This is a genomic window from Haloarchaeobius amylolyticus, assembly GCF_026616195.1.
Classification (GTDB): Archaea; Halobacteriota; Halobacteria; order Halobacteriales; family Natrialbaceae; genus Haloarchaeobius; species Haloarchaeobius amylolyticus.
The window spans coordinates 458,234-484,086 of sequence record NZ_JANHDH010000003.1; the positions used below are offsets into that span (position 1 = coordinate 458,234).

General features: G+C 69.5%; 28 protein-coding genes. 18 read left to right on the forward strand and 10 right to left on the reverse strand.

Annotated elements, in window-relative coordinates; all coding sequences use genetic code 11:
- Positions 1-14 precede the first annotated feature (14 nt).
- The 11 genes from NOV86_RS19790 (at position 15) to NOV86_RS19840 (ending at position 8,579) form a co-directional block, all read left to right on the forward strand.
- Entirely contained in the window at positions 15-608 is a 594-nt protein-coding gene (locus NOV86_RS19790; protein WP_267643548.1) for a Na+/H+ antiporter subunit E, read from the forward strand.
- Entirely contained in the window at positions 605-883 is a 279-nt protein-coding gene (locus NOV86_RS19795; RefSeq protein WP_267643549.1) for a monovalent cation/H+ antiporter complex subunit F, read from the forward strand. Before NOV86_RS19790 ends, NOV86_RS19795 begins: the two co-directional genes overlap by 4 nt.
- Positions 880-1,221: a monovalent cation/H(+) antiporter subunit G gene (gene mnhG, locus NOV86_RS19800; protein ID WP_267643550.1), complete on the forward strand. Its 342-nt coding sequence runs from the start codon at positions 880-882 to the stop codon at positions 1,219-1,221. The genes NOV86_RS19795 and mnhG overlap by 4 nt, the downstream gene beginning before the upstream one ends.
- Positions 1,218-1,826 (forward strand): DUF4040 domain-containing protein, encoded by a 609-nt coding sequence (locus tag NOV86_RS19805; protein WP_267643551.1) that lies wholly within the window; start codon positions 1,218-1,220, stop codon positions 1,824-1,826. The genes mnhG and NOV86_RS19805 overlap by 4 nt, the downstream gene beginning before the upstream one ends.
- Complete coding sequence (locus tag NOV86_RS19810) at positions 1,823-2,317, forward strand: MnhB domain-containing protein (RefSeq protein WP_267643552.1); 495 nt, start codon at positions 1,823-1,825, stop codon at positions 2,315-2,317. Before NOV86_RS19805 ends, NOV86_RS19810 begins: the two co-directional genes overlap by 4 nt.
- The gene (locus NOV86_RS19815; RefSeq protein ID WP_267643553.1) at positions 2,314-2,724 is read left to right on the forward strand and encodes a cation:proton antiporter subunit C; all 411 of its coding nucleotides are present in this window, start codon (positions 2,314-2,316) and stop codon (positions 2,722-2,724) included. The genes NOV86_RS19810 and NOV86_RS19815 overlap by 4 nt, the downstream gene beginning before the upstream one ends.
- On the forward strand, positions 2,721-4,214 hold the full coding sequence (locus NOV86_RS19820) for a complex I subunit 5 family protein (protein WP_267643554.1): 1,494 nt from the start codon (positions 2,721-2,723) through the stop codon (positions 4,212-4,214). Before NOV86_RS19815 ends, NOV86_RS19820 begins: the two co-directional genes overlap by 4 nt.
- Positions 4,211-5,860 carry a complex I subunit 5 family protein gene (locus tag NOV86_RS19825; RefSeq protein ID WP_267643555.1) on the forward strand — a complete coding sequence of 550 codons (1,650 nt, stop codon included), beginning with the start codon at positions 4,211-4,213 and terminating at the stop codon, positions 5,858-5,860. The genes NOV86_RS19820 and NOV86_RS19825 overlap by 4 nt, the downstream gene beginning before the upstream one ends.
- A complete protein-coding gene (locus tag NOV86_RS19830; RefSeq protein ID WP_267643556.1) occupies positions 5,857-7,548 on the forward strand; it encodes a proton-conducting transporter transmembrane domain-containing protein in 1,692 nt (563 codons plus the stop codon). The genes NOV86_RS19825 and NOV86_RS19830 overlap by 4 nt, the downstream gene beginning before the upstream one ends.
- 19 nt (positions 7,549-7,567) lie before the next feature.
- Complete coding sequence (locus NOV86_RS19835; protein WP_267643557.1) at positions 7,568-7,981, forward strand: DUF7522 family protein; 414 nt, start codon at positions 7,568-7,570, stop codon at positions 7,979-7,981.
- Between the two features lie 106 nt (positions 7,982-8,087).
- Positions 8,088-8,579: an Lrp/AsnC family transcriptional regulator gene (locus NOV86_RS19840; RefSeq protein WP_267643558.1), complete on the forward strand. Its 492-nt coding sequence runs from the start codon at positions 8,088-8,090 to the stop codon at positions 8,577-8,579.
- Between the two features lie 27 nt (positions 8,580-8,606).
- On the opposite strand, the gene NOV86_RS19845 is transcribed toward NOV86_RS19840, so the two are convergent.
- The 3 genes from NOV86_RS19845 to NOV86_RS19855 all read right to left on the reverse strand — a co-directional run bounded on the left by NOV86_RS19845 (position 8,607) and on the right by NOV86_RS19855 (position 11,159).
- The gene (locus tag NOV86_RS19845; protein WP_267643559.1) at positions 8,607-8,987 is read right to left on the reverse strand and encodes a putative zinc-binding protein; all 381 of its coding nucleotides are present in this window, start codon (positions 8,985-8,987) and stop codon (positions 8,607-8,609) included.
- Positions 8,988-9,071: 84 nt separating this feature from the next.
- Complete coding sequence (locus tag NOV86_RS19850) at positions 9,072-9,734, reverse strand: potassium channel family protein (RefSeq protein WP_267643560.1); 663 nt, start codon at positions 9,732-9,734, stop codon at positions 9,072-9,074.
- 3 nt (positions 9,735-9,737) lie between these two features.
- Positions 9,738-11,159, reverse strand: a complete 1,422-nt coding sequence (locus NOV86_RS19855) for an APC family permease (RefSeq protein ID WP_267643561.1) — start codon at positions 11,157-11,159, stop codon at positions 9,738-9,740.
- A gap of 280 nt (positions 11,160-11,439) precedes the next feature.
- Here NOV86_RS19855 and NOV86_RS19860 point away from each other — a divergent pair, with 280 nt between their 5' ends.
- The gene (locus tag NOV86_RS19860) at positions 11,440-12,168 is read left to right on the forward strand and encodes a hypothetical protein (RefSeq protein ID WP_368408802.1); all 729 of its coding nucleotides are present in this window, start codon (positions 11,440-11,442) and stop codon (positions 12,166-12,168) included.
- A gap of 40 nt (positions 12,169-12,208) precedes the next feature.
- Here NOV86_RS19860 and NOV86_RS19865 read toward each other — a convergent pair whose 3' ends face one another.
- Positions 12,209-13,432, reverse strand: coding sequence for an acyl-CoA dehydrogenase family protein (locus NOV86_RS19865; protein ID WP_267643563.1), 1,224 nt, complete (start codon positions 13,430-13,432; stop codon positions 12,209-12,211).
- A gap of 80 nt (positions 13,433-13,512) precedes the next feature.
- Between NOV86_RS19865 and NOV86_RS19870 the strand changes: the two genes are divergently transcribed.
- The 4 genes from NOV86_RS19870 to NOV86_RS19885 all read left to right on the forward strand — a co-directional run bounded on the left by NOV86_RS19870 (position 13,513) and on the right by NOV86_RS19885 (position 17,933).
- A complete protein-coding gene (locus tag NOV86_RS19870) occupies positions 13,513-14,589 on the forward strand; it encodes a phosphotransferase family protein (RefSeq protein WP_267643564.1) in 1,077 nt (358 codons plus the stop codon).
- A 101-nt stretch (positions 14,590-14,690) separates the two neighbouring features.
- Positions 14,691-16,886 (forward strand): sensor histidine kinase, encoded by a 2,196-nt coding sequence (locus NOV86_RS19875; protein ID WP_267643565.1) that lies wholly within the window; start codon positions 14,691-14,693, stop codon positions 16,884-16,886.
- 138 nt (positions 16,887-17,024) lie between these two features.
- Positions 17,025-17,219 carry a hypothetical protein gene (locus tag NOV86_RS19880; RefSeq protein ID WP_267643566.1) on the forward strand — a complete coding sequence of 65 codons (195 nt, stop codon included), beginning with the start codon at positions 17,025-17,027 and terminating at the stop codon, positions 17,217-17,219.
- 102 nt (positions 17,220-17,321) lie between these two features.
- Complete coding sequence (locus tag NOV86_RS19885; protein WP_303647865.1) at positions 17,322-17,933, forward strand: beta-class carbonic anhydrase; 612 nt, start codon at positions 17,322-17,324, stop codon at positions 17,931-17,933.
- A gap of 15 nt (positions 17,934-17,948) precedes the next feature.
- Here NOV86_RS19885 and NOV86_RS19890 read toward each other — a convergent pair whose 3' ends face one another.
- Positions 17,949-18,227, reverse strand: a complete 279-nt coding sequence (locus NOV86_RS19890) for a DUF8152 family protein (protein WP_267643568.1) — start codon at positions 18,225-18,227, stop codon at positions 17,949-17,951.
- A 126-nt stretch (positions 18,228-18,353) separates the two neighbouring features.
- Between NOV86_RS19890 and NOV86_RS19895 the strand changes: the two genes are divergently transcribed.
- Complete coding sequence (locus NOV86_RS19895) at positions 18,354-18,707, forward strand: DsrE family protein (protein WP_267643569.1); 354 nt, start codon at positions 18,354-18,356, stop codon at positions 18,705-18,707.
- Positions 18,708-18,716: 9 nt separating this feature from the next.
- Here NOV86_RS19895 and NOV86_RS19900 read toward each other — a convergent pair whose 3' ends face one another.
- Genes NOV86_RS19900 through hutU form a run of 4 tightly spaced genes read right to left on the reverse strand, consistent with a single transcriptional unit; the run spans position 18,717 to position 23,595 of the window.
- Positions 18,717-19,664, reverse strand: coding sequence for a hypothetical protein (locus NOV86_RS19900; RefSeq protein WP_267643570.1), 948 nt, complete (start codon positions 19,662-19,664; stop codon positions 18,717-18,719).
- 57 nt (positions 19,665-19,721) lie between these two features.
- Positions 19,722-20,876, reverse strand: a complete 1,155-nt coding sequence (gene hutI, locus NOV86_RS19905) for an imidazolonepropionase (RefSeq protein WP_303647892.1) — start codon at positions 20,874-20,876, stop codon at positions 19,722-19,724.
- 59 nt (positions 20,877-20,935) lie between these two features.
- Complete coding sequence (hutG, locus tag NOV86_RS19910) at positions 20,936-21,856, reverse strand: formimidoylglutamase (protein ID WP_267643572.1); 921 nt, start codon at positions 21,854-21,856, stop codon at positions 20,936-20,938.
- Positions 21,853-23,595 (reverse strand): urocanate hydratase, encoded by a 1,743-nt coding sequence (gene hutU / locus NOV86_RS19915; RefSeq protein WP_267643573.1) that lies wholly within the window; start codon positions 23,593-23,595, stop codon positions 21,853-21,855. The genes hutG and hutU overlap by 4 nt, the downstream gene beginning before the upstream one ends.
- An 82-nt stretch (positions 23,596-23,677) precedes the next feature.
- Between hutU and NOV86_RS19920 the strand changes: the two genes are divergently transcribed.
- A complete protein-coding gene (locus tag NOV86_RS19920; protein ID WP_267643574.1) occupies positions 23,678-24,322 on the forward strand; it encodes a helix-turn-helix domain-containing protein in 645 nt (214 codons plus the stop codon).
- A gap of 5 nt (positions 24,323-24,327) precedes the next feature.
- On the opposite strand, the gene NOV86_RS19925 is transcribed toward NOV86_RS19920, so the two are convergent.
- Positions 24,328-25,749, reverse strand: a complete 1,422-nt coding sequence (locus NOV86_RS19925; RefSeq protein ID WP_267643575.1) for a YjiH family protein — start codon at positions 25,747-25,749, stop codon at positions 24,328-24,330.
- Positions 25,750-25,853 lie beyond the last annotated feature (104 nt).

The following is a 25,853-nucleotide window of genomic DNA, read 5'->3' on the forward strand; positions in this document are numbered from 1 at the left end:
CGGAGGAACCGACCATGAACCCGCAATCCGCGGCCGCGGCGACCGAGCGGCCGCGCCGGAAGGCCGCGCGGTACGGAACGGTCGCCATCGTCTCGTTCGCGTTCTACCTCGCGCTCGGTGACCCCAAGGACCCCTTCGACCTCGTCACGGGTGTCGTGAGCGCCGCGGTCGTCGCACTCGTACTCGGTCGCATCGCCACCGAACGCGCCCCGACCGCCCAGACCTTGCGCTCGTTCCTGCGCGCGGCTGTCTTCCTGCCGAAGCTCCTCTGGGCGGTCGTCCGGGCGAACCTCGCGCTCGCCGTCGTCGTCCTGCACCCGCGTCTCCCAATCGAGCCGTCGCTGGTTCGCATCCCTGCACCCGAGGGCGTCTTCGCCCGCGCGCTGCTGGCGAACAGCATCACCCTGACGCCGGGGACGGTCACGGTGGACATCGACGGTGACGAACTCGTCGTCCACACGCTGACCGCCGCCTCGCGCGCAGAGCTGCTGGAGGGCTCGCTCGTCCGTGCTGTCGCCGCCGTCACCAGTGACGGGTCGCCACACCCCGAGCAGGCCGTCCGAACCGACGGCGGGAGCGACCGGAACGCCGGAGGGAAGACCGGATGACCGACCTCGTCTCGACCGGTCTGCTCGTCGGCGCTGCCGCCCTGGTCCTGCTCGCACTCGGCCTCGCGGTCCGGGTCGTCGTCGGCCCCAGCACCGCGGACCGCGTCGTCGCGGTGAACGTCATCGGGACGGCCACCGTCGTCGTCATTGTCATGCTCGGCGCGGCACTCGACGAGCCGGGCTTCCTCGACGTCGCCCTGGTGTACGCCCTGCTGAACTTCCTGCTCTCGCTCGGGCTCTCGCGGTACTCCGTCGAGCGCGGAGGGCTGCTGTGACCCCGGTCGAGGGGCTGGTACTCGCCCTCGTCGCGGTGAGCGTGTTCTTCTCGCTCGTCGCGGTGGTCGGGTTCGCTCGGCTCCCCGACGTGTTCGCACGCGCCCACGCCGCCTCGAAGAGCGAGACGCTCGGCGCGCTCTCGGCGCTGGCCGCGGCAGCGGTCGTGTTCGGCCCCGGCGCGGAGCTGGTGAAACTCGGCCTGCTCGCGCTGTTCCTGCTCGTCACCGGCCCGACGGCCGCCCACGCCATCGTCCGGGCGGCCGCCCTCGCCGGGGCGACCCCGTGGACCCGCGAGACGGCCGACCCGGTGCCGGAGCCGGAGGTGACAGAGCGATGATGCCCGAGACCCTCGTGCTCGCCGGCCTGTTCGGTTTCGTGGCGGTCGCCGCCGTGGTGACCGCCCACGCGAAGCGCCTTCCGACCGTCCTGGTCGCCTTCGGCGCGTACAGCCTCGGGCTCGCCATGGTCTGGGTCGTCTTCCGCGCCCCCGACGTGGCACTCACCGAGGCCGCGGTCGGGGCGGGCGTGACCACCGCGCTGTTCATCCTCGTGGTGGCGCGCTCGCGAAAGCCCGCCAGCGGTGCGGCCGGTGGCAACGAGCCCGGGGGCGCCACCGTCGGCGGCGTCTCGGCGACCGGTTCGCCCACCACGACGGAGCGCCCCCGCCGGGTCCGCCCGGCGTCTGTCGCTCTCGCACTGCTCGTGACCATCGGAATCCTGGCCACGGTGCCCGCGCTCCCCGCCATCGGGGACGCCGAGGCGCCCGCCTTCGGCCCGGTCACGGAGTACTACCTCACGGACGCGGCCGACCGCGGCATCGACAACGTCGTGACGGCGGTCCTCGTCGTCTACCGCGGCTTCGACACGTTCGGCGAGATCGCCGTGGTGTTCGCGGCCGCGGTCGCCGTGCTCGCCGTACTCGGCCGGGAGGTGGTCGTATGAGCGACCGTCGTCCCGTGAACGGCCGGTCCGAGGCCGAGCAGTCGGGCGTCCGGAAGACGCCGCCGACCCCGGACAGCCCCGTCGTCACGACGACGGTCCGGGTCCTCGCGCCGTTCATCCTGACGTTCGCCCTGTTCACGCTGTTCCACGGCACCAAGTCCGTCGGTGGCGGGTTCCAGGGCGGCGTCGTGGCCGCGGCCGTCGTGGTCACGCTCGCGTTCGCCTTCGGCGTCCGCGCGACCGCCGCGTGGCTGTCGCCCGGCCGGCTCCTCGCGCTCGCAGCCACCGGCCTGGTCACCTTCGGCGTGGTCGCCCTCGCCGGCATCGCGTCGGGTGGGGCCTTCCTGCAGTTCGACGTGTTGCCCATCCCGAAGGCGTCGGTGTACGCCACCGAGGCCATCGAGCTGGGCATCGGCGCGACCGTCGGTGCGGTCGTCGTCGTGCTGTTCGTGAACCTCGCGGACTCGCTCAACGGGGGTGTCGGCCGATGAGCACCATCGAGAGCCTGCTGCTCACCCGCGGCGCGTACGTCCTGTACGCGCTGCTGGTCGGCGTCGGGCTGTTCGTCCTCGTCGACGACGACAACCTCGTGAAGAAGGTCGTCGGGTTGAACCTGTTCCAGACGGGTGTCTTCCTGTTCTTCATCGCGAGTGCCTTCCGCACCGGCGGGAGCGCCCCGCTCCTCTCCGGCGAGGGGCCGTACGTCAACCCGCTCCCGCACGTGCTCATCCTGACGGCCATCGTCGTCGGCGTGAGCGTCACGGCGGTCGCGCTCTCGCTCGTGGTCCGCCTGTACGACGAGTACGGGACGTTCGACGAGCGCGAGATTCGTGAGCTCCGCCGGCAGCAGCGCGCCGTGGCGGGCGAGACTCCCGAGGGCGCGGAGGTGCCGCGATGAACCACCTCCTCCCGCTGCTCGTGGCGGTCCCCCTGCTCGGGGCCATCGTCCCGTTCGTCCTCGGGGCGCGCTACCCGCGGCTCGCGGTCCGAGCGACCGCCGCGGTCCTGCTCGCACAGGTCGGTATCGCGGTCGCGGTCGTCGCCGCGGTCGCCGCGTCCGGCCCCCAGACCTACGTCCTCGGCGGCCTGCCCGCCGCGGTCGGCATCGGCCTGCTCGTCGACCAGGTGTCGGGCATCTTCGTGGTGCTCGTCGCGGTCGCCGGCGCGGTGCTCTACCTGACGGTCCGCGAGGACGCGACCGGCCCGGGTGACAGCCTCTGGCTGCTCCTCGTCGCCGGCCTGACCGGGGTCGTCGTCACCGCCGACGTGTTCAACCTGTACGTCTTCCTCGAGATATCGGGGCTGGCCGCCTACGGGCTGGTCGCCAGCCGGCGGGGTGGCACGGCCGCCCTGGCCGCGCTGCACTACCTGCTGGTCGGGACCGTCGGCGCGACGTTCTACCTGCTCGGCGTTGGCTACGCCTACGTCGCCACGGGGACGCTCGCGATGGCGGACCTCCAGCCCGCGCTCGCCAGTGTCGGCTACGACTCGCCGCTCGTGCTCACGTCGTTCGTCTTCGTGACGCTCGGGCTGGCGGTCAAGCTCGCGCTGTTCCCGGTCCACGCCTGGAAGCCCGACGCCTACGCCGGGAGCGCCCACGACGTGGCCGCGCTGCTGGCGACGCTCGGCTCGACCGTGGCCGGCTACGCGCTGGTCCGCGTCGTCTTCGGCGTGTTCACCGCGGAGTTCCTCGCCGCGGTCCCGCTGGTCCAGACGGCCCTGCTGGCGGCCGGCGTCGTCAGCGTCGCCGCGGGCGGGTACCTCACGCTCCGGCAGTCCAACCTGCGCCGGTTGCTGTCGTACTCCTCCATCCTCCAGTTCGGGCTGGTCCTCGTCGGCCTCTCGCTGGCCACGGCCGCCGCCGTCACCGGCGCGCTGGTCCTGCTGGTCGGCAACGCGGTGGCGAAGGGCGGCCTGTTCGTCGCCACCGGCCTGTTCGAGCGCGAGCTCGAGGCCGTGACCGTCGCCGACCTCGCCGGGAAGGCCCGCGAGGCCCCCGTGACGGCCGCCGCCGTCGCCCTGGCGTTCACCTCGCTCGTCGGCCTCCCGCCGACCGCCGGGTTCGCCGGGAAGTGGTACGTCACCCTCGCAGCCGTCGATAGCGGTCGCTGGGTCGTCGCCACCGTCGTCGTGCTGAGCACGCTGGTGTCGCTGGCCTACGCGGGCCGGGTCGTCGAGCGCCTGTACCTGGCCGACGGTGACGGCGAGGCAGGCGCTGGCCACGCGGTCGCCGACGGCGGGCAGCCTGCCGATGCACGATTCGTCCCCGGCCTCGAATCCCGCGCCGTCGCGGTCGTCGTACTCGCGGCCCTCGCCACCCTGGTCCTCGGCCTCGGGTCGACCGCGCTCGCGGACTGGGTGGCCCCGGTCGTGGAGGTGTGGCTGTGACCGACGTCTCGTCGGTGCTGCCCCTCGCGGCGGTCGCCGTACCCACGCTCGCCATCGTGTGCATCTACGCCGCGCGAACCCGGCCGAACCTCCGCGAAGCCAGCACGCTGGCCGCGGCCGTGGCGACCCTCGGGGTCGTCTGGGCCATGACGCGGGTCGCCGGGAGCGAGACGCACGTCTCGACGCTCGGGTCCATCGCGGGCATCGAGTTCGCGCTCCGGGCCGACGCCGCCGGACTGCTGTTCGCCCTGCTGGCCGCGATCCTCTGGCTCGTCACCAGCGTCTACAGCATCGGCTACGTCCGGGCGCTGGGCGAGCACGCCCAGACGCGGTACTTCGCGGCCTTCGCCGCCAGTATCGCGGCGACGATGGGCGTCGCCTTCGCCGCGAACCTGTTCACGCTGTTCGTGTCCTACGAACTGCTGACGCTCGCGACCTACCCGCTGGTCGTCCACAAGGAGTCCGCCGAGGCCCGTGCCGCCGGCCGGACCTACGTGGCGTACACCCTGGGCGGCGGCGTCCTCGTCTTCGCCGGCATCGTCATCGTCGGCGCCCTGACCGGGACGGTCGCCTTCGACGCCGGCGGCATCGCCGGCCTCGGCGGGGCCGACCCGACGCTCGCCCGCGTCGCGTTCGCCCTGCTCGTGGTCGGCTTCGGCGTCAAGACCGCCATCGTGCCCCTGCACGGCTGGCTGCCGACCGCGATGGTCGCGCCCACCCCCGTCTCGGGCCTGCTGCACGCGGTCGCCGTCGTCAAGAGCGGCGTCTTCGCCCTCTCCCGGACCGTCCTCTACGTGTTCGGCCCTGAGACCACGTGGGACCTCGGCGTGGGGCTCCCGCTGGCGGTCGCCGCGGCCGCGACGATGGTCGTCGCCGGCATCGTCGGCCTCCGGCAGGACAACCTCAAGCGCGGGCTGGCGTACTCGACCATCAGCCAGCTCTCGTACATCGCACTGGGCATCGCCATCGCGACCCCGGTCGCCGTGTTCGGGGCGTTCCTGCACGTCGTCGCCCACGCGTTCATGAAGATCACGCTGTTCTTCGCCGCGGGGGTCGTCTACGTCGAGACCGGCGAGAAGTACGTCTCGGACATCGCGGGCGTCGGCCGCCGGCTCCCCGCGACGATGACAGCGTTCGCCATCGCGGCGGCTGGGCTCGTCGGCTTCCCGTTCGTCGCCGGCTTCGTCAGCAAGTTCTACCTCGTCCTCGGGACGGGCGACAGCGTCCACCCGTGGCTCGTCGCCGCCTACCTCGTGGCCGGGCTCTTGAAGTTGCTGTACTTCTGGCCGGTCATCTACGCCGCGTTCTTCGGCGAGCGCGGCAGTGCCGACGACGCGAGCCGCCACCCGTTCGCCCCGGCGCACGCCACCGACGGCGGGTTCAGTTCCCTCGACATCGAGGACGCCAGCTACGGTGACGCGACCGACGGCGGTGTCGCGACCAGCGACGGTGTCGCTGCCGGCGCCGCGGGGGCCTACGCCCGGTCGATGACGTGGGAACGTCGCACCCTCACCACCGAGACCTCGCCGGCACTCCTCGTGCCGGTCCTCGTCACCGTCGGCTTCGCCGTCGCGCTCGGCCTCGTGCCGACCGCGTTCCCGTTCTGGGCGCTGGCCGAGGCCGTCGTCACGGAGGTGTTCGGATGAGCGACCTCCTGACGCTGGTGCCGCCCTGGGTGGCGTTCCTGCTGGCGGCCGCCATCGTCGTGCTGGCCCCGCGCCGGGTCGGCGCCGCGGCAGCCGTCGTGCTCACCGCACTGACGGTGCCGTGGGTGCTGCTCGCTCCGGCGGGGACCAGCCTCGCCGTCGCCCCGTTCGGCTTCGACCAGGTGCTGTTCCGGGTCGATTCGTTCACCCGCCCCGTCGCCGCCCTGTTCGGCTTCGTGGCGGCCCTGAACGTGCTCTACGGCTACGGGACCGGCGAGGACTCGCGCCAGACCGCCTACTCGCTGTGCTACATGGGCTCGGGCGTGGCCGCGGTGCTGGCCGGCGACTGGCTCACCATGCTCGTCGCGTGGGAGCTGCTCGCCGTCACGGCGACGGTCCTCGTCTGGCACCACGGCGGCGATTCGGTCCGGCCGGCGTTCCGGTACGCGGTGTACCATCTCGTCGGCGGGACGCTGCTGGTCGCGGCCGTGGCGCTGCACTACCTCGACGCCGGCACGTTCCTGTACGGGAGCGGTGTCGGCGGCGGCCTCGCGGCCGGCCTCCCGACGGCCCTCGCCATCCTCGGCGTCGGCATCAACCTCGGGTTCGTCGGCCTGCACGCCTGGCTGCCGGACACCTACCCGCGCCCGCACGTCGCCGCGAGTGTCGTGCTCGCCGGCTTCACGACGAAGGTCGCGGTGTACGTGCTCGCCCGTGTCGCGCCCGACGGCGACGCTATCGTCGTCTGGCTGGGTGCCGCGATGGTCCTCTACGGGGTCACGCAGGCCATCCTCCAGACCGACATGCGGCGGCTGCTGTCGTACCACATCATCTCGCAGGTGGGGTACATGGTGGTCGCCGTCGGCATCGGGACCGCGGCCGGCCTCACCGGCGCGTTCGCCCACCTGACGGCACACGTCCTCTACAAGGGCCTGCTGTTCATGGTGGCCGGCGCCATCATCGTGCGGACCGGCCAGTACTCGCTGAAGCACCTCGGCGGCCTCGGCCGCCGGATGCCCGTGACGTTCGTGGCGTTCCTCGTCGCGGCCCTGGCCATCACCGGCCTCCCCGGGTTCTCCGGGTTCGTCAGCAAGGGCCTCGTGACGAAGGCCGCCGAGAGCGCCGGCGGCGAGGCGCTCTGGTGGGTCCTGGTGCTCGGCAGCGTCGGGACCGCGCTCTCGTTCGCGAAGTTCGGCTACTACGCGTTCGTGCGCCGCGAACCCACGCCCATCACGGTCTCGCGCGCCCCGCTGGCGCTCTCGGCCGCCCTGGTGGTCGCCGCCGTCCCGTCCATCGTCTTCGGGTTGCTCCCCGGGGTCTTCCTCGGCGCGCACCCGGGCGACCCCGGGACGTTCGCACCCTACGCGACCACCGAACTCACGAAGGCGCTGGCGGCGACCGCCGCCGGCGTCGTCGGGTTCGCCGTCCTGAAGGGCCCGCTCGGGCGCATCCACCCGGTCGATGTCGACCAGGTGTTGCACCCGGTCGGTTCCTCGTTCGCCCGCGCGACCGCCGCGACCGCGGCCGGCATCGGTGCCGCCGCGAGCCGCACCGGCGCCGCGACCACCCGCCGTCTCGGGTCTCTCGTCGGCCGAGACCCGTCGACCGCCGAATCGTCCATCCACGCCGCGCTGGCCGCGCTGGCGCTTACCGCGGCGGTAGCCCTGCTACTCGCCGTCCTGGCCTGACCACACCACACAGACATCCATGACGACCAGAATCAACACCGGTACCAGCCCGAACTACGACCGCCTCGTCGCCTACCTGCGCGACCGCTTCGACGACGACCTGCGCTGGGTCGCCTCGTTCGACACCGAGAGCTACGACTACGCGGTGGAGTACATCCGACCCGACCTGCGGACGGAGCTGTCGACCCACGAGTTCGACACCGTCGTCCACCGGTCCATCGGCCTGTTCCGCCGGCCGTACGTCGAGTCTGTCTACACGCACCTCGGGCCGGCGCGGACCCTCGTGGTCGAACACGAGCGTGCGACCGCCGTCCACCTCTACCTCACGGACACCGAGGGCGTCATCATCAAGATCAAGGAGGGTAACGAGATCTGTCTGCCCGACTTCGCCGACGAGTGTCTCGCACAGCTCCTGGAGGACCACGAGCAGTGACCCGTCGCGTGAGACGACGAGGGCCCGCGGGACACGGCCACGACCGTGACCGCTGGCTCGCCGTCAGGACCGGTGGCGATCCGGCCGGAGTACCGGAGGGGATGCCGTGACGCTCGACGGGCTCGACGCGCTCGACCGGCGCATCCTCCACGGGTTGCAACAGGACGCCAGACACGTCTCCTCGCGGGACATCGCGGCGTCCATCCCCGCGTCGCCGAGCACGGTCAGGAAGCGCATCGCCAGGCTCGAAGAGAACGGTATCATCGGCGGGTACAGCGCCGACGTCGACTACGACAGGGCGGGCTACCAGCTGCACGTCCAGATCGTCTGTACCGCCCCGGTCGCCGAACGCGAGGCGATGAGCGACGCCGCGCTGTCGGTCCCCGGCGTGGTCCGGGTCCGGGAGCTGGCGACGGGCGAGCGGAACGTCGTCGTGACCGTCATCGGCGAGGACGGCGACGACCTGACCCGCATCGCGACCGACCTGAGCGACGTGGGCCTGACCGTCCTCGACGAGGAGCTGGTCCGGAGCGAGCGGACACAGCCCTTCTCCGGGTTCGACCCGGAGCGCAGCGATGCCCGAGTGCGGGCCGAGTGACCGGCAAGGGTCGCAGCCGGCCAGGGTTCAGGCGGTCGTCGCCAGCGAGTCGGCGACCTCGGCGAGCCGGTCGTACAGCTCGTCGGCCCGGTCGTCGTCGTAATCGGTGTGGTACTCCTTGGAGACGCCCGCCTTCGCGAGGTTGACGTGCTCGTCCGGCGTCACGTCGTGGTCCGCCAGACAGGTCCGGGCACATTCGAGTGGACAGCCGTCGATGACGAGCGTCGGCCGGCCGCTCGTCGCGGTGTCGACGAGTGGCGCCACGTCACCCCCGACCCCCGCGATGCAGGACATCTCGGCACGGCCCTCGCGGTCGAGCCTGACCGCGAGGTCGTTGGCCAGCTGTGCGGCGCTCGAACAGCCAGAACACGAGTACACCAGTGGCAACTCGTCGTAGTTCACGTCCATCGGCGACGACTTCTCGACGGACCCGCGAAGGTGTTGTCCCGAACGTCGTTCGGGCAGGCGACGACGCCACGAGGGGTCTGATTCTCAGCCGCGGAGCAGGTTCATCACCTCGTCCGCCACGTCTGATTCGAGGGCGACCACGTACCGGTTGCCCGGTTCCAGCACCGTCTCGGGGCCGCCGAGGCGGTTCCCCGCCGAGTCCACGACGATGAGACTCCCGCGGGGCAGGCGCACCTCCTCCAGCGTCCTCCCGGCCGCGGGCGCGTCGGCGGCGATCTCGACCTCGACCACCTCGACGTCGCCCCCGATGTCCTCCAGGGTCCGGACGCCCTCGACGATTATCTCGTTGACCGCGGCGCGGGCCCCGAGCGACTCCGGGAAGACGACCCCGTCGACGTACTCGCTGTAGAGGTCGTCCTCGCCCTCGGAGATACGCATGACGGCCCGGATGTCGGCCATGCGCTGGGCGGCCATACAGACCGCGAAGTTCGTGGCCTCGTCGTCGGTGAGCGCGGCGACCACGTCCGAGCGGTCGGGCTGGGCCTGTCGGAGGATGGAGGGTCGGGCCGCGTCCCCCTCGATGACGGTCCCGACGTACTCGTCGCTGAGACGGTCGGCCCGTACCGGGTCGGGTTCGACGAGGACGACGCTGTGGCCGCGGTCGGCGAGCAGTTCGGCGGTCCGGAGGCCGACGGTTCCGCCGCCGGCGACGATGACGCGAAGGTCTTGCGATGATGACTGTGACATGGGTTACTCCGTGGATTCGTCCGCTGGGGGGAGGGTGACGTCCTGTTCGGGGTCGGCGATCTCGGTGTCGCCCGCGCCGACCACGTCCTCGACCTCCTCGACCGAGTCGACGGCGCCCCGGCGCGACAGCAGCCAGTAGACGGCGATGCCGAGACCGAGCCACGCGAGCGCGAGCACCCACGTGACGGGGTCGATGAACAGGCCGAGCAGCAGGTTCAGGACGATGCCGAGTATCGGCGGAATCGGGTAGTACGGTATCTCGAAGGGACGGCGCAGGTCGGGCTGCTGGCGGCGCAGCCGGATGACGCTCAGGTTCACGATGACGAACCCGAGCAGCGAGAACAGGCTCGCGAGGTTCCCGACGATGCGGATGGGGACGACGAGGACGGCGAGCAGCATGACGCCGGCACTGGCGACGATTGCGACGAAGGGCGTCCCGTACCTGACGTGCAGACGCCCCAGCCGCGCGGGGAGCTGGCGTTCCCGGCCCATGGCGAACGCGACCCGGCTGGAGCCGATGACGACCGCGTTCAGCGCGCTGATGGTCGAGAAGACCGCCCCGAAGGCGATGATGGCCGCGCCGGTCCCGATGAACGGGAGCGCGGGCATGAAGCCCTCCGCGGCCTGCGCGATGGCCGTCTCGCCGGCCCCGCCGAGGCCCTCTGCCCCGAGGGTGCCGATGGCGACGAACACGACGAGCAGGTAGACCACGATGGTCACCAGCACCGAGAGCAGGATGGCTCGCGGGATGTTCTGCTGTGGGTTCTCGACCTCCTCGGTGACGGTCGCGATGAGGTCGTAGCCCTGGAACGCGATGAAGGTCAGCCCCATCGCGGGCAGCATGGCGACCGGGCCGTTGGGGAACAGCGGCTCGAAGTTCCCCAGGTCGACGAACGAGAGCCCGAACGCGACGAAGACGAGCAGGATGAGTATCTTCACGAGCGTGATGACCGTCTCTGCGCTGCCACTGGCCTCGGTCGAGACGGCGTTGAGCGTCACGAACGCGGCGACGGCCGCCAGCGCGTAGACGACCGGCGGGCCGGGGAGGCCGATGCCGTAGAGGTGGAAGAACTCGACGAAGTTCGAGGCGAACCCGAGCGCGTACAGCGCCCCGGCGATCATGTACGTGAACCAGCGCGTCCAGCCCATGACGAACGAGACCGGCGCGGAGAACACCTCGCGGACGTAGGCGTACCCGCCGCCGTTCCGGGGGATGGCCGCCGCGAGTTCGGCGTACGAGAGCGCGGTGAACGTCGTGACGCCACCGTTGAGCGCGAAGACGACGAGCGCGGCAGGCCCGGCGCCTCGCGCCGCGAGTCCCGTCAGGACGAAGATGCCCGCGCCGATCATCGCGCCGATGCCGACCATCGTGGCGTCGAGCAGCGTGAGGCTGGCGGCCGGCGACCGGTCGCCCGCGTGGCTCATGCCGGTCGCTCCCCGTGGGCGCCGCGATAGCTGTCAGCCAGGGCCATAGGAATCGGTTCGACGAGCAGGGTAATATAAACAGGGCGTCAGTTCCGCCCCGAGGGCGACCACAGGGGGCCAGGACCGTGGTCAGGGTCGGCCTCGCGGCCGATGCGGCGAAAAATCCTAAGAGGGGGCAGTCACCATACCACTGGCAGACATGTCAGCCGAGCAATCGCACGAGGCTGTGGGGGGAACGGAATCGGACGCCCGTGAGGGTATCAGGGGGACTGTGGTCGGGATGGCCGAGCAGGCCAACCCGGCGTTCGCGGTCGGGGTGGTGGTCGTCCCGCTGCTGGCGCTGGCCTACGCGGTCGAGGTGGCGCCGCTCCAGCACCACATCTACGTCCACGTGATGGCGGGCGTGATGTGGACCGGCACCGACCTGTTCTTCGGGCTGGTCCTCGGGCCGGTCATCGGCGGGCTCTCGGAGTCGGAGAAGGCCAACGTCTTCGAGCGACTGACGCCGAAGACAGGTTTCCTGTTGCCCGTCCTCGCCCTGACGACCATCTTCGGAGGCATCACGCTGGCCATCCGGGAGGGGTGGTTCCCGCACTCGAACGCGTGGTTGGCCGTCTTCACCGCGGTCAACCTCGTCCCCGCGGTGGCACTCATCGGCTGGAACTTCGACGCGCTGGGTGACTGGCGCTGGCAAGGCTGGCAGGCCGTCGTCACCGTCGGGAGTCTCGCCTGGGTCGCGACCTCCTACCAGAACCTCGGGACGATTCCCGTGCCCATCGCACTCGCGCTCGCCGTCGTCACCATCCTCTCCGTCCAGGGCTTCGGCCTGCTACTGCCCGGCGAGGTCCGCATCTACACCGAGATGCGGTCGGCGAACCCCGACCACGAGGTCGTGAGCCGCATCGGGATGCGAAACGCCAGACTCTCCGGGCTGCAGGGCTTCTTCCAGCTCTGTCTCATCGCCGTCATGGTGTGGCTCAGCGCCGGCAGTTTCCCGCTCCCGTTCTGAGCCGGGGACGGGCTGGCGGTCGCCGCAGCCACCCGGCGACTCACCGGTTCGGCTCGCCGAAGCGCGTCAGCACGTCGAGTTCGGACTCGTCCACGTCGTCGAACGCCTCGCGGGCGATGACGCGTCTGTGGACCTCGTCGGCCCCGTCGATGATGCGGAAGGCGCGGACGTCCTCGTAGAAGTCCGCGAGGGGCAGGTCCTTCCCGATGCCGTTGCCGCCGCAGAACTGGACGCAGGTGTCGATGATGTCCTGGACGGTGTTCGCGGTGAACACCTTCGCCATCGCGACGGGGATGCGCGCCTCCTCACCCGCGGCGATGCGGTCGGCCGCGTCGCGTATCATCGTCCTCGCGGCGTGGAGCTGTATCTCGGCGTCGGCGATCTCGTACCGGATGGCCTGCTTCTCCGCGAGAGGTGAGCCGAACGCCTCGCGCTCGCTGGTGTAGGCGGTGGTCACGTCGAGGGCGCGCTGGGCCATCCCGGAGAAGCGCATGCAGTGGGTGAGGCGGGCGGGACCGAGGCGCTGCTGGGCGTGCTTGAAGCCCGCGTTCTCGGTGCCGAGGAGGTTCTCCTCGGGGACCCGCACGTCCTCGTACAGTATCTCGGCGTGGCTCCCGCCGGTGACGTTCCCGCCGACGTGGGGGATGTCACGGACGATCTCGACGCCCTCGGTGTCGGCCGGGACGAGGAACAGCGAGGTGCCCCGGTAGGGGTGGGCGTCGGGGTCGGTCCGGGCCATGACGATGAGCAGGTCGGCCTCCGAGCCCTGCGTCGTCCACCACTTGTGGCCATTGATGACCCACTCGTCGCCATCTTTCTCGGCCGTCGTGCGGATCATCTTGGGGTCGGAGCCGCCGCCGTCGTGGGGTTCCGTCATCGAGAACGCCGACCGGATGTCGCCGGCCACGAGGGGGCGCAGCCACTCCTCCTTCTGGGCCTCGGTGCCGACCAGTTCGAGCGTGTGCATGTTGCCCTCGTCGGGGGCTGCGATGCGCATCGCGCTCGGGCCGAGCAGGCTGCGGCCCGCCTCTTCGAAGAGGGGCAACACGTCGCGGAAGTCGAGGCCGAGGCCACCGTACTCCTCGGGCATCTGCGGGGCGTAGACGTCGTGCTCGCGAGCCTTCGCGCGCAGGTCCGCGATGGTCGCCTCGTCCACCGGCTCGCCGCCCAGATGCTCGCGTTCGACCGGAACGACGTACTCCTCGACGAACGCCCGTGCCCGGGCCGCGAGGTCTCGTGCGGTCTCGGAATCGGTGTACTCCATGGCACCGGCAACACACTCGAGGTGTGTAAATCTTTAACATGCGGAAAGTTGCAAAGGTAGGTAGGAATGGAGGTAAACCTGTGACCGACCCACACACAGACGAGTCCTACTTCGACCGACTCGTCGACGAGGACGCCCTGGAGTCGTACCTGCGCCGGGAACTCGGTGACGCCGAATCCTTCGCCGTCGAACACCACCAGGAGGGCCACTCGAACGAGACGCTGTTCGTCACCTGGGGCGACCGCGAGCTCGTCATCCGGCGGCCGCCACCGGGCGAGACCGCCGACACCGCCCACGACGTGTTGCGGGAGTACCGCGTCATGGCGGCCCTGCAGGACACCGACGTGCCGGTTCCCGGGACCGTCCGCGCCTGCGACGACCACGACGTCCTCGGCGCGGACTTCTACGTGATGGACCGGGTCGAGGGGCACGTGCTGCGCGAGCGCGAGCCCGAGGTGTTCGCCGCGCCCGAGCACCGCCGGCGCATCGGCGAGGAACTCGTCGACACGCTCGCGAGCATCCACGCGGTCGACCCCGAAGCGGTCGGCCTCGGCGAGTTCGGTCGGGCGCCCGGGTACACCCAGCGACAGGTCGACCGCTGGCAGAAGCAACTCGGCTGGGCGTTCCAGGTCACGGCCGAGGAGCGCGAGGTCCCGACCCTCCACCGCGTCGGCGAGTGGCTCCAGGACAACGTCCCCGAGGACCACCCCGAGACGCTGGTCCACGGCGACTACAAGCTCGACAACGTCATGTTCGCGCCCGAGGCTCCGCCGGAGCTGGTGGCCGTCTTCGACTGGGAGATGAGCACCCTCGGCGACCCGCTGGCCGACTTCGGCTGGATGCTGTCGTACTGGCGCGACGCGAAGGACCCCGAGCCCGCGGTTCCCGAACTGACGGCGACGTTCATGCAGGACGAGGACTACCCGACCCGGCGGGAGCTGGTCGACCGCTACGAGGCCCAGACCGGGTTCACGTTCGAACGCGACCGGTTCTACCGGGCACTGGCGGTGTACAAGCTCGCCGGGCTCGGCGAGATGTTCTTCCGGCGCTACCTCGAGGGGAACAGCGACGACCCGATGTATCCCCTGATGGAGGACCGCGTGCCGGCGCTGGCCGACCGGGCCGAGCGCATCATCGAGGGCGACGAGCCGCTCTGAGCACGGTCGGTGCTCACCACTGGAGCCCCGTTTCGACCCGTCGAACCCCCAGATTTTCGCTGATACGCTAGATTATATCGCCTCCACCTGTAGCTAGAGCCATGGAGAGTGGGCACTACCTCGACCAGTTGCTCGACTGCTCGTCGTCGTTGCTGACGCTCGTGGACGACGACGGCGTGGTGTCGTTCGCCAGCGGGTCGAGCCAGCGCGTCCTGGGGTACGACTCGGGGACCCTCGTCGGGGACCACCTCTCGGAGTACGTCCACCCGGACGACCAGCCGCTGTTCCGGCGGATGCTGGCCGACGGGAGCGTCATGCCGGTCGACACAGTCGAGTTCCGGGTGCGCGATGCCGGCGGGGCCTGGCGCTGGTTCGAGGCGACGGCGACCGTGCTGGCCGAGGACGCGACCGAGTCGGTGGTCGTCGACCTGCGGGACGTCACCGCCCGCAAACGGGCCGAACGACAGCTCGAGACGATATTCGAGAACACGACGGACGCGGTGTACGTCAAGTCCCTCGACGGCCGGTACGAGTGGATGAACGAGGCCGGTGCCGCGTTGTTCGGCCGTGACCCGACTGAGGTCGTCGGCAAGACCGACGACGACATCTTCGACGCCGGGAGTGCCGGGAAGATAGCGACCATCGACCGCCACATCGTCGAGACGGGGACGACGGACAGACGGGAGACGGTCAGGCACATCGATGGCAGGCGCCTGGTCTTCGTCGACGAGAAGTTCCCACAGTTCAACGAGGACGGGGAGGTCTCGCGGATCATCGGTATCAGCAGGGACGTGACCGAGCGCAAGCAGCGCGAGCACGAACTCGAACGGGTCAAAGAGGAGTACCAGACCGTCTTCGAGAACTCACAGGACGCACTCTTTCTCCTCTCCGTCGACGGCGACGAGGTCCGGTTCTCGCGGTTCAACCCGACCGAGGAGTTCGTGACGGGGCTCTCATCGGAACAAGTCCACGGCAAGACGCCGGTCGAGGCGTTCGGCGAGGAACTCGGCGGCCAGATGGAGGTGAACTACCGACGGTGCCTGGAGCGACGGGCACCCATCTCCTACGAGGAGGAACTCGACCTCCCGGGCGGGTTCCGGACGTGGCACACCAAGCTCGCCCCGGTCGTCATCGACGGGGAGGTGACACAGATCGTCGGCTCGGCCTCCGACATCAGCGAAGAACGCGAGCACAGGGAACAGCTGGAGGCACTCCACGGCGCGACCCGGCGCCTCATCGACGCCGAGTCGCGCGAGGGGCTGGCCGAGGTCGTCGTCGACGCCGCCGAACAGTTGCTCGGGTACCCGTGGTCGTCGGTGTGGTACGTCTGTGACGCCGGCACCGACCTCGTCCTGTCGGCCGACTCCGGCCACTTCGTCCGTGGTGACGGCGCAGAACACGAGCATCCGGGCGGTGGCTGGCTGTGGGAACTGTTCGAGGGTGGCGAGACCGAGACGGTCGACGACGTGCCGGTGGACGCCTTCCCGGCGAACGTGCCACTGGGCAGTGCCATCGTCGCCCCGTTCGGGGCAGACGGCCTCGTTGTGTGTGCGACCGAGGAGTCCCGGGTGTTCGACGCGACCGACGTGGCGCTCGTCCAGATACTCGCCCAGAACGTCGAGACGGCACTCGCCGGCCTCGACCGCCAACGGGAACTCGAACGACAGAACGAGCGCCTCGACGAGTTCGCGGGCGTCATCAGTCACGACCTCCGGAACCCGCTGAGCGTCGCGAGCATCCGGCTCGAACTCGCCCGCGAGGAGACCGACAGCGAGCACCTCGACAGGCTCGATGGCGCACTCGACCGGATGGAAGAGCTCATCGAAGACGTGCTGACGCTGGCGCGGCAGGGTCGCGTCATCGACGAACCGAAGGCCACCGACATCAGCGCGATCTGTTACAACGCCTGGGAGAACGTCGAGACGGGCCACGCCGAGTTGACCGTGGAGACGAACGGGACGAACCCGTTCGTGCGGGCGGACCCCTCACGGGTCACGGAACTGTTCGAGAACCTGTTCCGGAACTGTATCGAACACGGCGGCGACGGCGTCTCGGTCCGGGTCGACCAGTTCGACGGCGGGTTCGCCGTCGAGGACGACGGCCCGGGTATCTCGCGGTCGGCGCGAGAGCACGTGTTCGAGTCCGGGTACACCTCCTCGGCGACCGGGACCGGGTTCGGCCTGGCCATCGTGGAGGCCATCGCCGAGGCACACGGCTGGGAGTGCTCGGTGACGGCGGGCGAGGACGGCGGCGCCCGGTTCGAGTTCTCGGGCGTCGAGTCGGTCAGGCAACCGTAGTCGCCCTTCGGATGCCAAGGCGAGACGTATCCCTCTGCCTGCCATCTCTCCCGGTAGAGGGTCGTTCGGTCGGTGGCTGACCTGTGACGACGGTCGGCACACGACGCCCACCGCGACGAGGGGCCACTCCACTCACCGATGCAGGGATTCGACCGGAACGACGCCGGAGGACAGGGACCGTCGACGACCCGGACGTGCAGTAACTGCAACCAGGCCCGGGGGCGGGAACGGGACCTCGTCTGCGGGGGTGACCGGTCGGTGCAGATAGTGCTCTGCCCGGTGTGTCTAGACGCCTACCTCGACGAGGAGTGGATACACCGGGCACAGGACTGACCCGGCTGCCGGACCGCCCGCGTCGGTCGGTTCTTGCCTGTTACGTCTGGCCTGATACTGCATGGCAAAGAGGTGTTGCGCTCGGCGTCGAAGACCTGTACAATGTCAGGGGAGACCAGCCCACCGACGCCCGGACTTGTGCACGAATGGGTAGACCAGGGCATCGAGGACCGCGACGACTGGGCACGCCGCCGCCAGAAGGGCATCCCGAACGACGAGCAACTGCTCGTCATCGCGTGCATGGACGAACGCATCCCGCTGGAGGACGCCCTCGGTATCGAACTCGGGGACGCCCACGTGTTCCGGAACGCCGGCGGGAAGGTGACCGACGACGTGATCCGCAGTGCCGCGTTGACGACCAACTTCTTCGACACCGAGGAGATAATCGTCGTGAACCACACCGATTGCGGGATGATGAGCGCCCCCGACGAGACGGTCGTCGAGGGGCTCGAACACGCCTGCGGCGGCGACATCGACCGCGTCGAACTCGACCCGTCCTTGCCCGCGTTGAACATCGGTGACGCCTCGCTGGCCGAGTGGATCCGGATGACCGACGACATCGACGACGCCTGCGAGCGACAGGTCGCCTTCCTCAAGAACCACCCCTTCATCCCGGACGACGTGACGGTCCACGGGTACGTCTACGAGGTCGAGAGCGGGGCGCTCCGGCGACCTCACGAACGCCTGTCCGAGGCGGTCAACACGCGGGAGTAGGTGCCTGCGACCGGCTCACGCCGCGAGAATCCGGTCCACGATGTCCTTCGCCTGCCTGACGTGCTCGTCGGCTTCCTCGCTGCCCGTCCCCTCGACCTGTGCGAGCAGGTGCTCGACGTGGCCGACGCGTTCGCGGACGACCGAGTCTGCCAGCTCGGAGTCCGCGAGGTCGCCCGCGACCGCCTCCGCCTCGGCGATCCAGCGGCTCGCGGTCCGTTCGATGGGGAGTTCCTCGGTCGCGTGGAGGTGCTCGTAGAGGGCCCGGAGGAGCGCGTCGGTGTCGGCATCGTCCATACCGGCCACTCAGGGCTCGGTCCCCCATGATACCTCCGTCGGCCACCATAACCGTCACCCGGACTCGTGTCGAAAACGCACGACTGCTCAACCCTGAAGGCCGGCGCCCGCCGAGGAGCGACCACGATGTCGAAAGCAGCCATCATCGTACTCGCAGGCACAGAATCCCACGCCGACCTCGGTCGCGTGTTCAACGCTCTGGAAGCCGCAACGGAGTTCGCGGAGGCCGGCGACGACCTCGAACTCATCTTCGACGGCGCCGGCACCGAGTGGATCGCCGAACTGGAGGACGAGGACCACGACGCCCACGCGCTGTACAAATCGCTGGAGGAGCACGTGCAGGTCTGTGACTTCTGCGTGAGCGCCTTCGAGCAGGACGACGCTATCGAGGACGCGGGCGTCGAGCGCGTCTCGGAGTTCGACGGGCACCCGAGCGTCAGGGAACTGGTCGACGACGGCTACGAGGTCGTGACGTACTGAGCGCCGTCTTCACCAGGAATCTGTCGCCTGGCGCGACGGGGTGTCGCGGTTCGTCGGTGCCACTGCGGCGCGAAGGCCGAACACGGCCCTGAACAGTACCACCGCAGCGACGAACCGGCCCACCCACCGCAGCTGGCCGACGGTGTTGGCCAGCACCACCTCGTACTTCCCGGGGTCGACCACGAGCAGCGAAGCGCCGAGTGACCCCACGACCACGGTGAGCGCTCCAGCGGCGACGACGACGGTCGGAACCGAGAACTCGCGTCGGAACACCACGCCGAGTGCAACGAGGAGGGCCCCGGTGGGCCCGGCGACCAGGGCGAACGACGCCCACCCGACCTTCCAGAGGTCACCGCCCAGGACCGACAGCGACGGCCAGCCGAAGACGCCGAGGAGCAACTGGACCACGGCCACCGCGACCGCCACGTACGCGATGTCACCGAGTGGCCCAGCATCGAACGGAAGGTAGCCCTCCTTCGCGGGCTCGGTGGTACTCGAGACGCCGACCCGTTCCCACAGCCCGCCGTCGCGGTCGCTGGCGAGGTCCGGCCGTCCCGCCAGACACCGTGTCAGGACGACGAAGACCCCCAGTGCCGTGACCACCGTCGGGCCGTATATCCACGCCAGCGTGGCCAGGCCAACGGTCGGGGCCGATTGCAGTGTGATGGTGATGACAGCAGCCAGCACGACGAGACTTGCCCCGACCAGGAACAGGCGGTTCGCCGGACTGGACACAGCCCCGGAGGAGGGAGGTCGGCTGAGGAGCCCACCGACGAGACAGAAGAGTGCGAGTGTCAGGACCGTGTTCGTCCCGAAGCCGGTGAAGACCATATCCGGGGACAGACCGAGGCCGAGCACGAGACTCTGGGTGACACGGGCGCCGAGCGAGCCGACGAACAGCACCAGACCAGCGAGCGCGACGCTGGGGAGGACCGGTCGATGGGCGGACGTGTTCATAATCTGCCAGTCCCACAGAGGAATGAAAGTTGTTCCGGTGCCAGTGCCGGAGGCGGGTCAGCCGTGGACGCGCTCGCCGGCCTTGAACACCGTCTCCACCACGTTCGTCCCGTACTGGTAGGGGACGTGGCGGGAGTACGGGGCGTCGAGAATCGTGATGTCGGCGGGTGCCCCCTCGCGCAGGGTCCCGTGCCTGGCGGGCAGGTCGAGGGCGGCCGCCGCGTTCGTCGTGCTCGCCCGGAGCGCCTCGGCCGGCGTCATGCCCATGCCGACGCAGGCCAGCGACTGGGCGAAGCCCATGCTGTGGCTGTGACAGTTCGGGTTGAAGTCGGTCGCGATGGCGACCGGGGCGCCACGCTCCAGCATCAGCTGGGCGTCGGCGTACTCCTCGCCGAGGCCGAAGGCGGTGCCCGGCAGCAGGACGGGGACGACCCCGGCCTCGACCAGCGCGTCCACGTCGTCCTCGGTCGAGTAGAGCAGGTGGTCGGCGCTGGTCGCGCCGATCTGGGCGGCGAGTTCGGTCCCGCCGATGTGGGCCAGCTCCTCGGCGTGGACCTTCGGCGTGAGACCGTGGTCGCGCCCGACCTTGAGGATACGCCGGGACTGTTCGACCGAGAAGACGCCCTCCTCGCAGAACACGTCACAGAACGTCGCGATGCCCTGGTCGGCGACCGCGGGAATCTGCTCCTCGCAGACCTCCTCGACGTACTCACGGGTGTCCATCCCCTGCGGGACGGCGTGGGCGCCCATGAACGTCGGAATCACGTCGACGGGGTGCTGCTCGTCGGCACGGCCGATGACCCGCAGCATCCGGAGTTCGGTCTCGGTGTCGAGGCCGTAGCCGGACTTCACCTCGACGGTGGTGGTGCCGTGCTCGAGCATCACGTCGAGGTGGGACATGAGGTTCGCGAGCAGGGTATCCTCGTCGGCCTGCCGGACCGCCTCGACGGTCCGGAGGATACCACCGCCCTCGGCGAGTATCTCCTGGTAGGTCTGCCCGCGGAGCTTGGCCTCGAACTCGTCGGAACGGTCCCCGGCGAACAGGGCGTGGGTGTGCGGGTCGACGAAGCCCGGGACCACGGCCTGTCCGGCCGCGTCGTAGCTCTCGTCCGCACTCGACGGCGGGTGCTCGCTGGTCACCGCGTCGGTGTCGCCGACGGCGACGACCTCGCCATCCGCGACCGCGACGGCCGCGTTGTGGACGAACTCCATCGGTTCGTCGGTGCCGGGCCCGACCGCCAGTTCCTCGATGTCGTAGACGACGAGGTCGGTCACGCCGACCACCCCGCGAGGAAGTGGGCGACGGCCCTGGCGGCCGCGTCGACCGTCACCCCGTTGCGGTCCAGCGGCGGCGCGGTCTCGACCACCTCGAAGCCAGCCACCCGGTCGTCGCTCGCGGCCAGCCGGAGCATGCGGTAGAGTTCGCGCGTTGTGATGCCGCCGGGGGTCGGCGCGCTCGCGCCGGGCGCGAGGGCCGCATCCAGCACGTCCACGTCGACCGAGACGTACAGGTGGTCCACGTCACCCAGCGAGTTCAGTGCCCTGTCGACGCAATCGACCGGGTCGTCGCCGACCTCCTCGGCGACGCGGACCTCGGCCTCTTTCTCGCGGACGAAGTCGTCGTAGGCACTGGAGGTCTCGAAGTGACGGGCGCCGACGCAGGCGTAGGATTCGAGCCCCTTCTCGAACAGCTGGCGGTACGGGGTGCCACTCGTCGGGCCGTCCTCGGGCACCTCGCGGCAGTCCAGATGGGCGTCGAAGTTCAGGACGCCCACGGACCCCGAGTCGAGGAGCGGGCTGGCGTTCGGGACCGTCAGGGAGTTGTCGCCGCCGAGGAACACCGGGAGCGCGTCGGTCTCGTGGACCGCCGCGGTCGTGTCGGCGAGGATGTCCTGCACCATCGCCACGCCCCCGCTCGGGATGGCCACGTCGCCCAGGTCGCCGACGCTTCCGACCGGGCCGGCGTCGAAGTGGTGCGTCTTCACGCCCGCGAGGGACTCGCGGATGGCCCTTGGACCGTCGGCTGCGCCCTTGCGGCCGATGACCGCGCCGTCGTAGGGTTCGCCGACGAGGACCGCGTCGTACTCGCTCGCGGTGTCGAGCGTGGCCGGTTCGACCACGTGCCCGAACTGCTCGTCGTTCGGGTCGCTGGACGTGCCCTGCCACGTCGGTGGGTCTGTGAAGGTCGTCATTCGTCCTCTCGCATCGGCACCCGGACGTTCGAAACTGTCGCTTCGTCCAGCGCCTCCTCGTAGCCGGCGTCGGCGTGGCGGATGACGCCCATGCCGGGGTCGGTGGTGTAGACGCGCTTCGCCTTCTCGGCGGCGAGGTCCGACCCGTCGAGGACGACGTGGTTGTTCGTGTGCAGCGAGTTCCCGATGCCGACCCCGCCGCCGTCGTGGACCGACACGATGTCCGCGCCGGAGGCGGTGTTGAGCAGGGCGTTCAGGATGGGCCAGTCCGCGACCGCGTCGGAGCCGTCCTGCATGGCCTCCGTCTCGCGGTTCGGGGAGGCCACGGAGCCGGCGTCGAGGTGGTCGCGGGTGACCACGACCGGGGCCGAGATCTCGCCCTCGGCGACGAGTTCGTTGATTTTGAGGGCGAACTTCGCGCGCTCGGTCAGGCCGTCGTCGTCCGTCGAGTAGCCCAGCCAGCAGACCCGGCTCGGCAGCCCCTGGAAGTGGACCTGCTCCTGTGCGAGGTCGATCCAGCGGTGGAGGTGCTCCTTCTCGGGGAACAGTTCCTTGACTGCCTCGTCGGTCCGGTGGATGTCGGCGGGGTCACCAGAGAGCGCGGCCCAGCGGAACGGGCCCTTGCCCCGGCAGAACAGCGGCCGGATGTAGGCCGGGACGAAACCGGGGAAGTCGAAGGCATCCTCGCGGCCCTTGTACTCCTTGACCTGCCCGCGGATGTTGTTGCCGTACTCGAAGGCGATGGCGCCCGCGTCCTGCATCGCGAGGATGCCGTCGACGTGGCGCTCCATCGTGTCGATGCTCTCCGCGACGTACCTCTCGGGGTCGCGCTCGCGGAGTTCGTCGGCCTCCGCGACGGTGTAGCCCGACGGGTAGTACCCCTCCAGTTCGTCGTGGGCGGAGGTCTGGTCGGTGACCACGTCCGGGACGAACCCGCGCTCCTCCATGCCCTCGAACATGTCGGCCGCGTTCATGTGTAGGCCGATGGAGTACGGCTCGCCGTTCGCGGCGGCTTCCTGGGCCTTCTCGATGGCCTCGTCGAGGTCGTCGGTCTTCTCCATGCAGTAGCCCGTCTCGATGCGGCGGTCGATGCGGTGTTCGTCGACCTCGGCCGCGATGCAGACCCCGTGGTTCATCGTCACGGCGAGGGGCTGTGCGCCGCCCATGCCGCCGAGGCCGCCCGTGACGGTGATCTTCCCCCGCAGGCCGTCGTTGTCGGGGTAGTGCTGGCGGGCCAGTTCGGCCAGCGTCTCGTAGGTCCCCTGGATGATGCCCTGCGTGCCGATGTAGGCCCACGACCCGGCCGTCATCTGGCCGTACATGATGAGCCCCTTCGACTCGAGTTCGTGGAAGTGCTCCCAGTCGTCCCACTTCCCGACGAGGTTCGAGTTCGCGATGAGGACCCGCGGGGCGCGCTCGTGGGTCTGGAAGACGCCGACGGGCTTGCCGGACTGGACGAGCAACGTCTCGTCGTCCTCCAGGTTCCGGAGCTCGTCGAGGATGGCATCGTAGGCGTCCCAGCTCCGGGCCGCGCGGCCGGTGCCGCCGTAGACGACGAGGTCCTCGGGCTTCTCACCGACCTCGGGGTCGAGGTTGTTGTTCAGCATGCGCAGGGCGGCCTCCTGTCGCCACCCCTTGCACTCGATGTCCGTGCCTGTCGGTGCCCCCTGGTACTCCCGCCACTGCTCGGAGGGTTCGCCGACATCGTGTCGCTCCTCGGACTCGGGTTGTTGCGCCATACCATAACGATGGACCGCCAGTTGGATAGAATACCCCCTCCGTTCGGTCATACTTTTATATAGTCCGTGCGATAGGGTGGCCATGTACGAGGCCGTGTTCCGCATCGTGGGTGGCGGGGCGTACGAGGTCGCGACCGATGGGACCGACACCTCCATCGAGGTGTGGTGTAACGACCACTGCGACCTGTTGCACGTCAGTGGTTCGGGCGGCGACCGCGTGCTCGACGAGGTGGAACAGACGGTCGGTATCAGGGAGCGCCTCTCACAGGGGAACGAACAGGTTCTCATCACCGCCGACTGCCTGACCGCCCACATGGAGAACAACGTCGAGACCTACCTCGCCAGCCACGGTTGTCTCCTCGTGCCGCCGCTGAAGTACGTCGATGGCGCGAAACACGTCCGGGCACTCGCCCTGGATGCGGACTCGCTGTCGGCCGTGTATCACGACCTCACCGAGGAGTGCACCGTGTCGGTGGAGTCGAAGCGTGAGATACGGTCGGTGACGCCCGACGCGCCACTGCTCACGGTCGACGCCGTGTTACCGGAGCTGTCCTCACGCCAGCGCGAGGCCTTCCTGACCGCCCACGAACGCGGCTACTACGAACTTCCGCGGGAGACGACGACCGAGGAGATCGCCGCGGTCATCGGTGTCAAGCGCCGGACCGTCGAGGACCACCTGCGCCGTGCCGAGAAGAAGATCGCCGATTCGCTGGTCGAGTACCTGTAGCAGGACTACAGCAGCCCCAGCGCGGCGACCAGATGGGTGATGCCCGCGATGAGCGGGAGCAGGATGACCGTCCGGAGGACGAACAGCGCCAGCAGGTCCCGGAAGCGGATGGGCACGTCGCTGAACATGTCCATGATCATCGGGCCGACGCTGGAGAAGAAGATGAGCTGGGAGACCGCGAGGACGGCGACGAAGAACTTCGCCTTCACCGCCACGCCCGTCACCAGCAGGACCGGGACGTACATCTCGGTGATGCCGACGATGGTCGCGGGCGCGACTGTCTCGGCGTTCGGGATGCCGAGTGCGGCGACGACCGGCGTGAGGGGCTTCCCGAGGATGTCGAAGACTGGCGTGTTCGCGGACAGGAGCGTCGCGGCCAGCCCGACCGCGAGGATGGTCCCCAGGATGAGACTCGTCAGCTGCAGGCCATCGACGAACCCGCGCTTTGCAGCCTGCACGAACGACTCGCCCTCCTCGGCCTTGCCGACGGCCTCGCTGATGGCGAGCTTGACGTAGTCACCGGGCGACCCAGAGAACGCGAGTTCCGGGTCCGGCTCCGCGATGTACTCCGGGTCCGTGGTCGAGATGGGGGGAATCCGCACGAGGATTATCGCGGTGACGGTGACACAGAAGAAGTACGCCGCGAAGATGAGGGGGAACAGGGGGAGCATGTCCAGCGTCGCCGCGACCACACCGACGAAGCCGACGGACACCGTCGAGAAGCAGGTCGCGATGGTGAACACGTCGCGCTTGTGGTAGCCGCCCTGCTCGAAGACGTTCCGGGTGACGTAGAGGCCGACGCTGTAGGAGCCGACCCACGAGGCGAGGCTGTCCAGCGCGGCGCGCCCGGGCACCTTGAACAACGGCTTCATCACGGGACGCGCGAGGGTGCCGACGAACTCCAGCCCGCCCAGTTCGACGAAGATGGTGATGAAGATTGCGCCGATAGGGATGATGATACCGACGCTGTACACCAGCGTCCCCCACATGAGCCCACCGGTCCCGGGCGTGTGCAGCCAGCCGGGACCGAGCTTGAAGAACATGACCGGGGCGAGGACGAGACCGGACACGCGGAGCAACCAGAACACGCCCGAGGTCTCGAAGGACGAGAGGTCGAAGTCGCGGAACTCGCCGTCACCCACCATCGCGAGCGTGGTCAGCACGCCCCCGGCGACGATGATGGCCAGCGAGTAGACGCCGACCGCGTCCGGGAAGGTCTCCGTGATGGTGCTGACCGCGATGTCGAAGGGGACGGTTATCTCGCCCTGGTACGGCACCGGCAGGAGGAAGAACACCCCGCCGATGAGGAACGCCACGACGAACTTCGCGACCGGCCGCATCGCGAACTCCTGTAGGTTCACGTCCTCGATGTTCCGTGCGGACGGTTCCGTGTCGACCGTGTACGTGCCACCTGTTTCGGTAGACATTGACACACTATTTCCGATTGTGCAGGATAGTCCTGCGACCACCATCTGGTGTGGGTTTTATATATGGCTGCGGTCGACACCACCGATTTCTGAATCAGAACTCG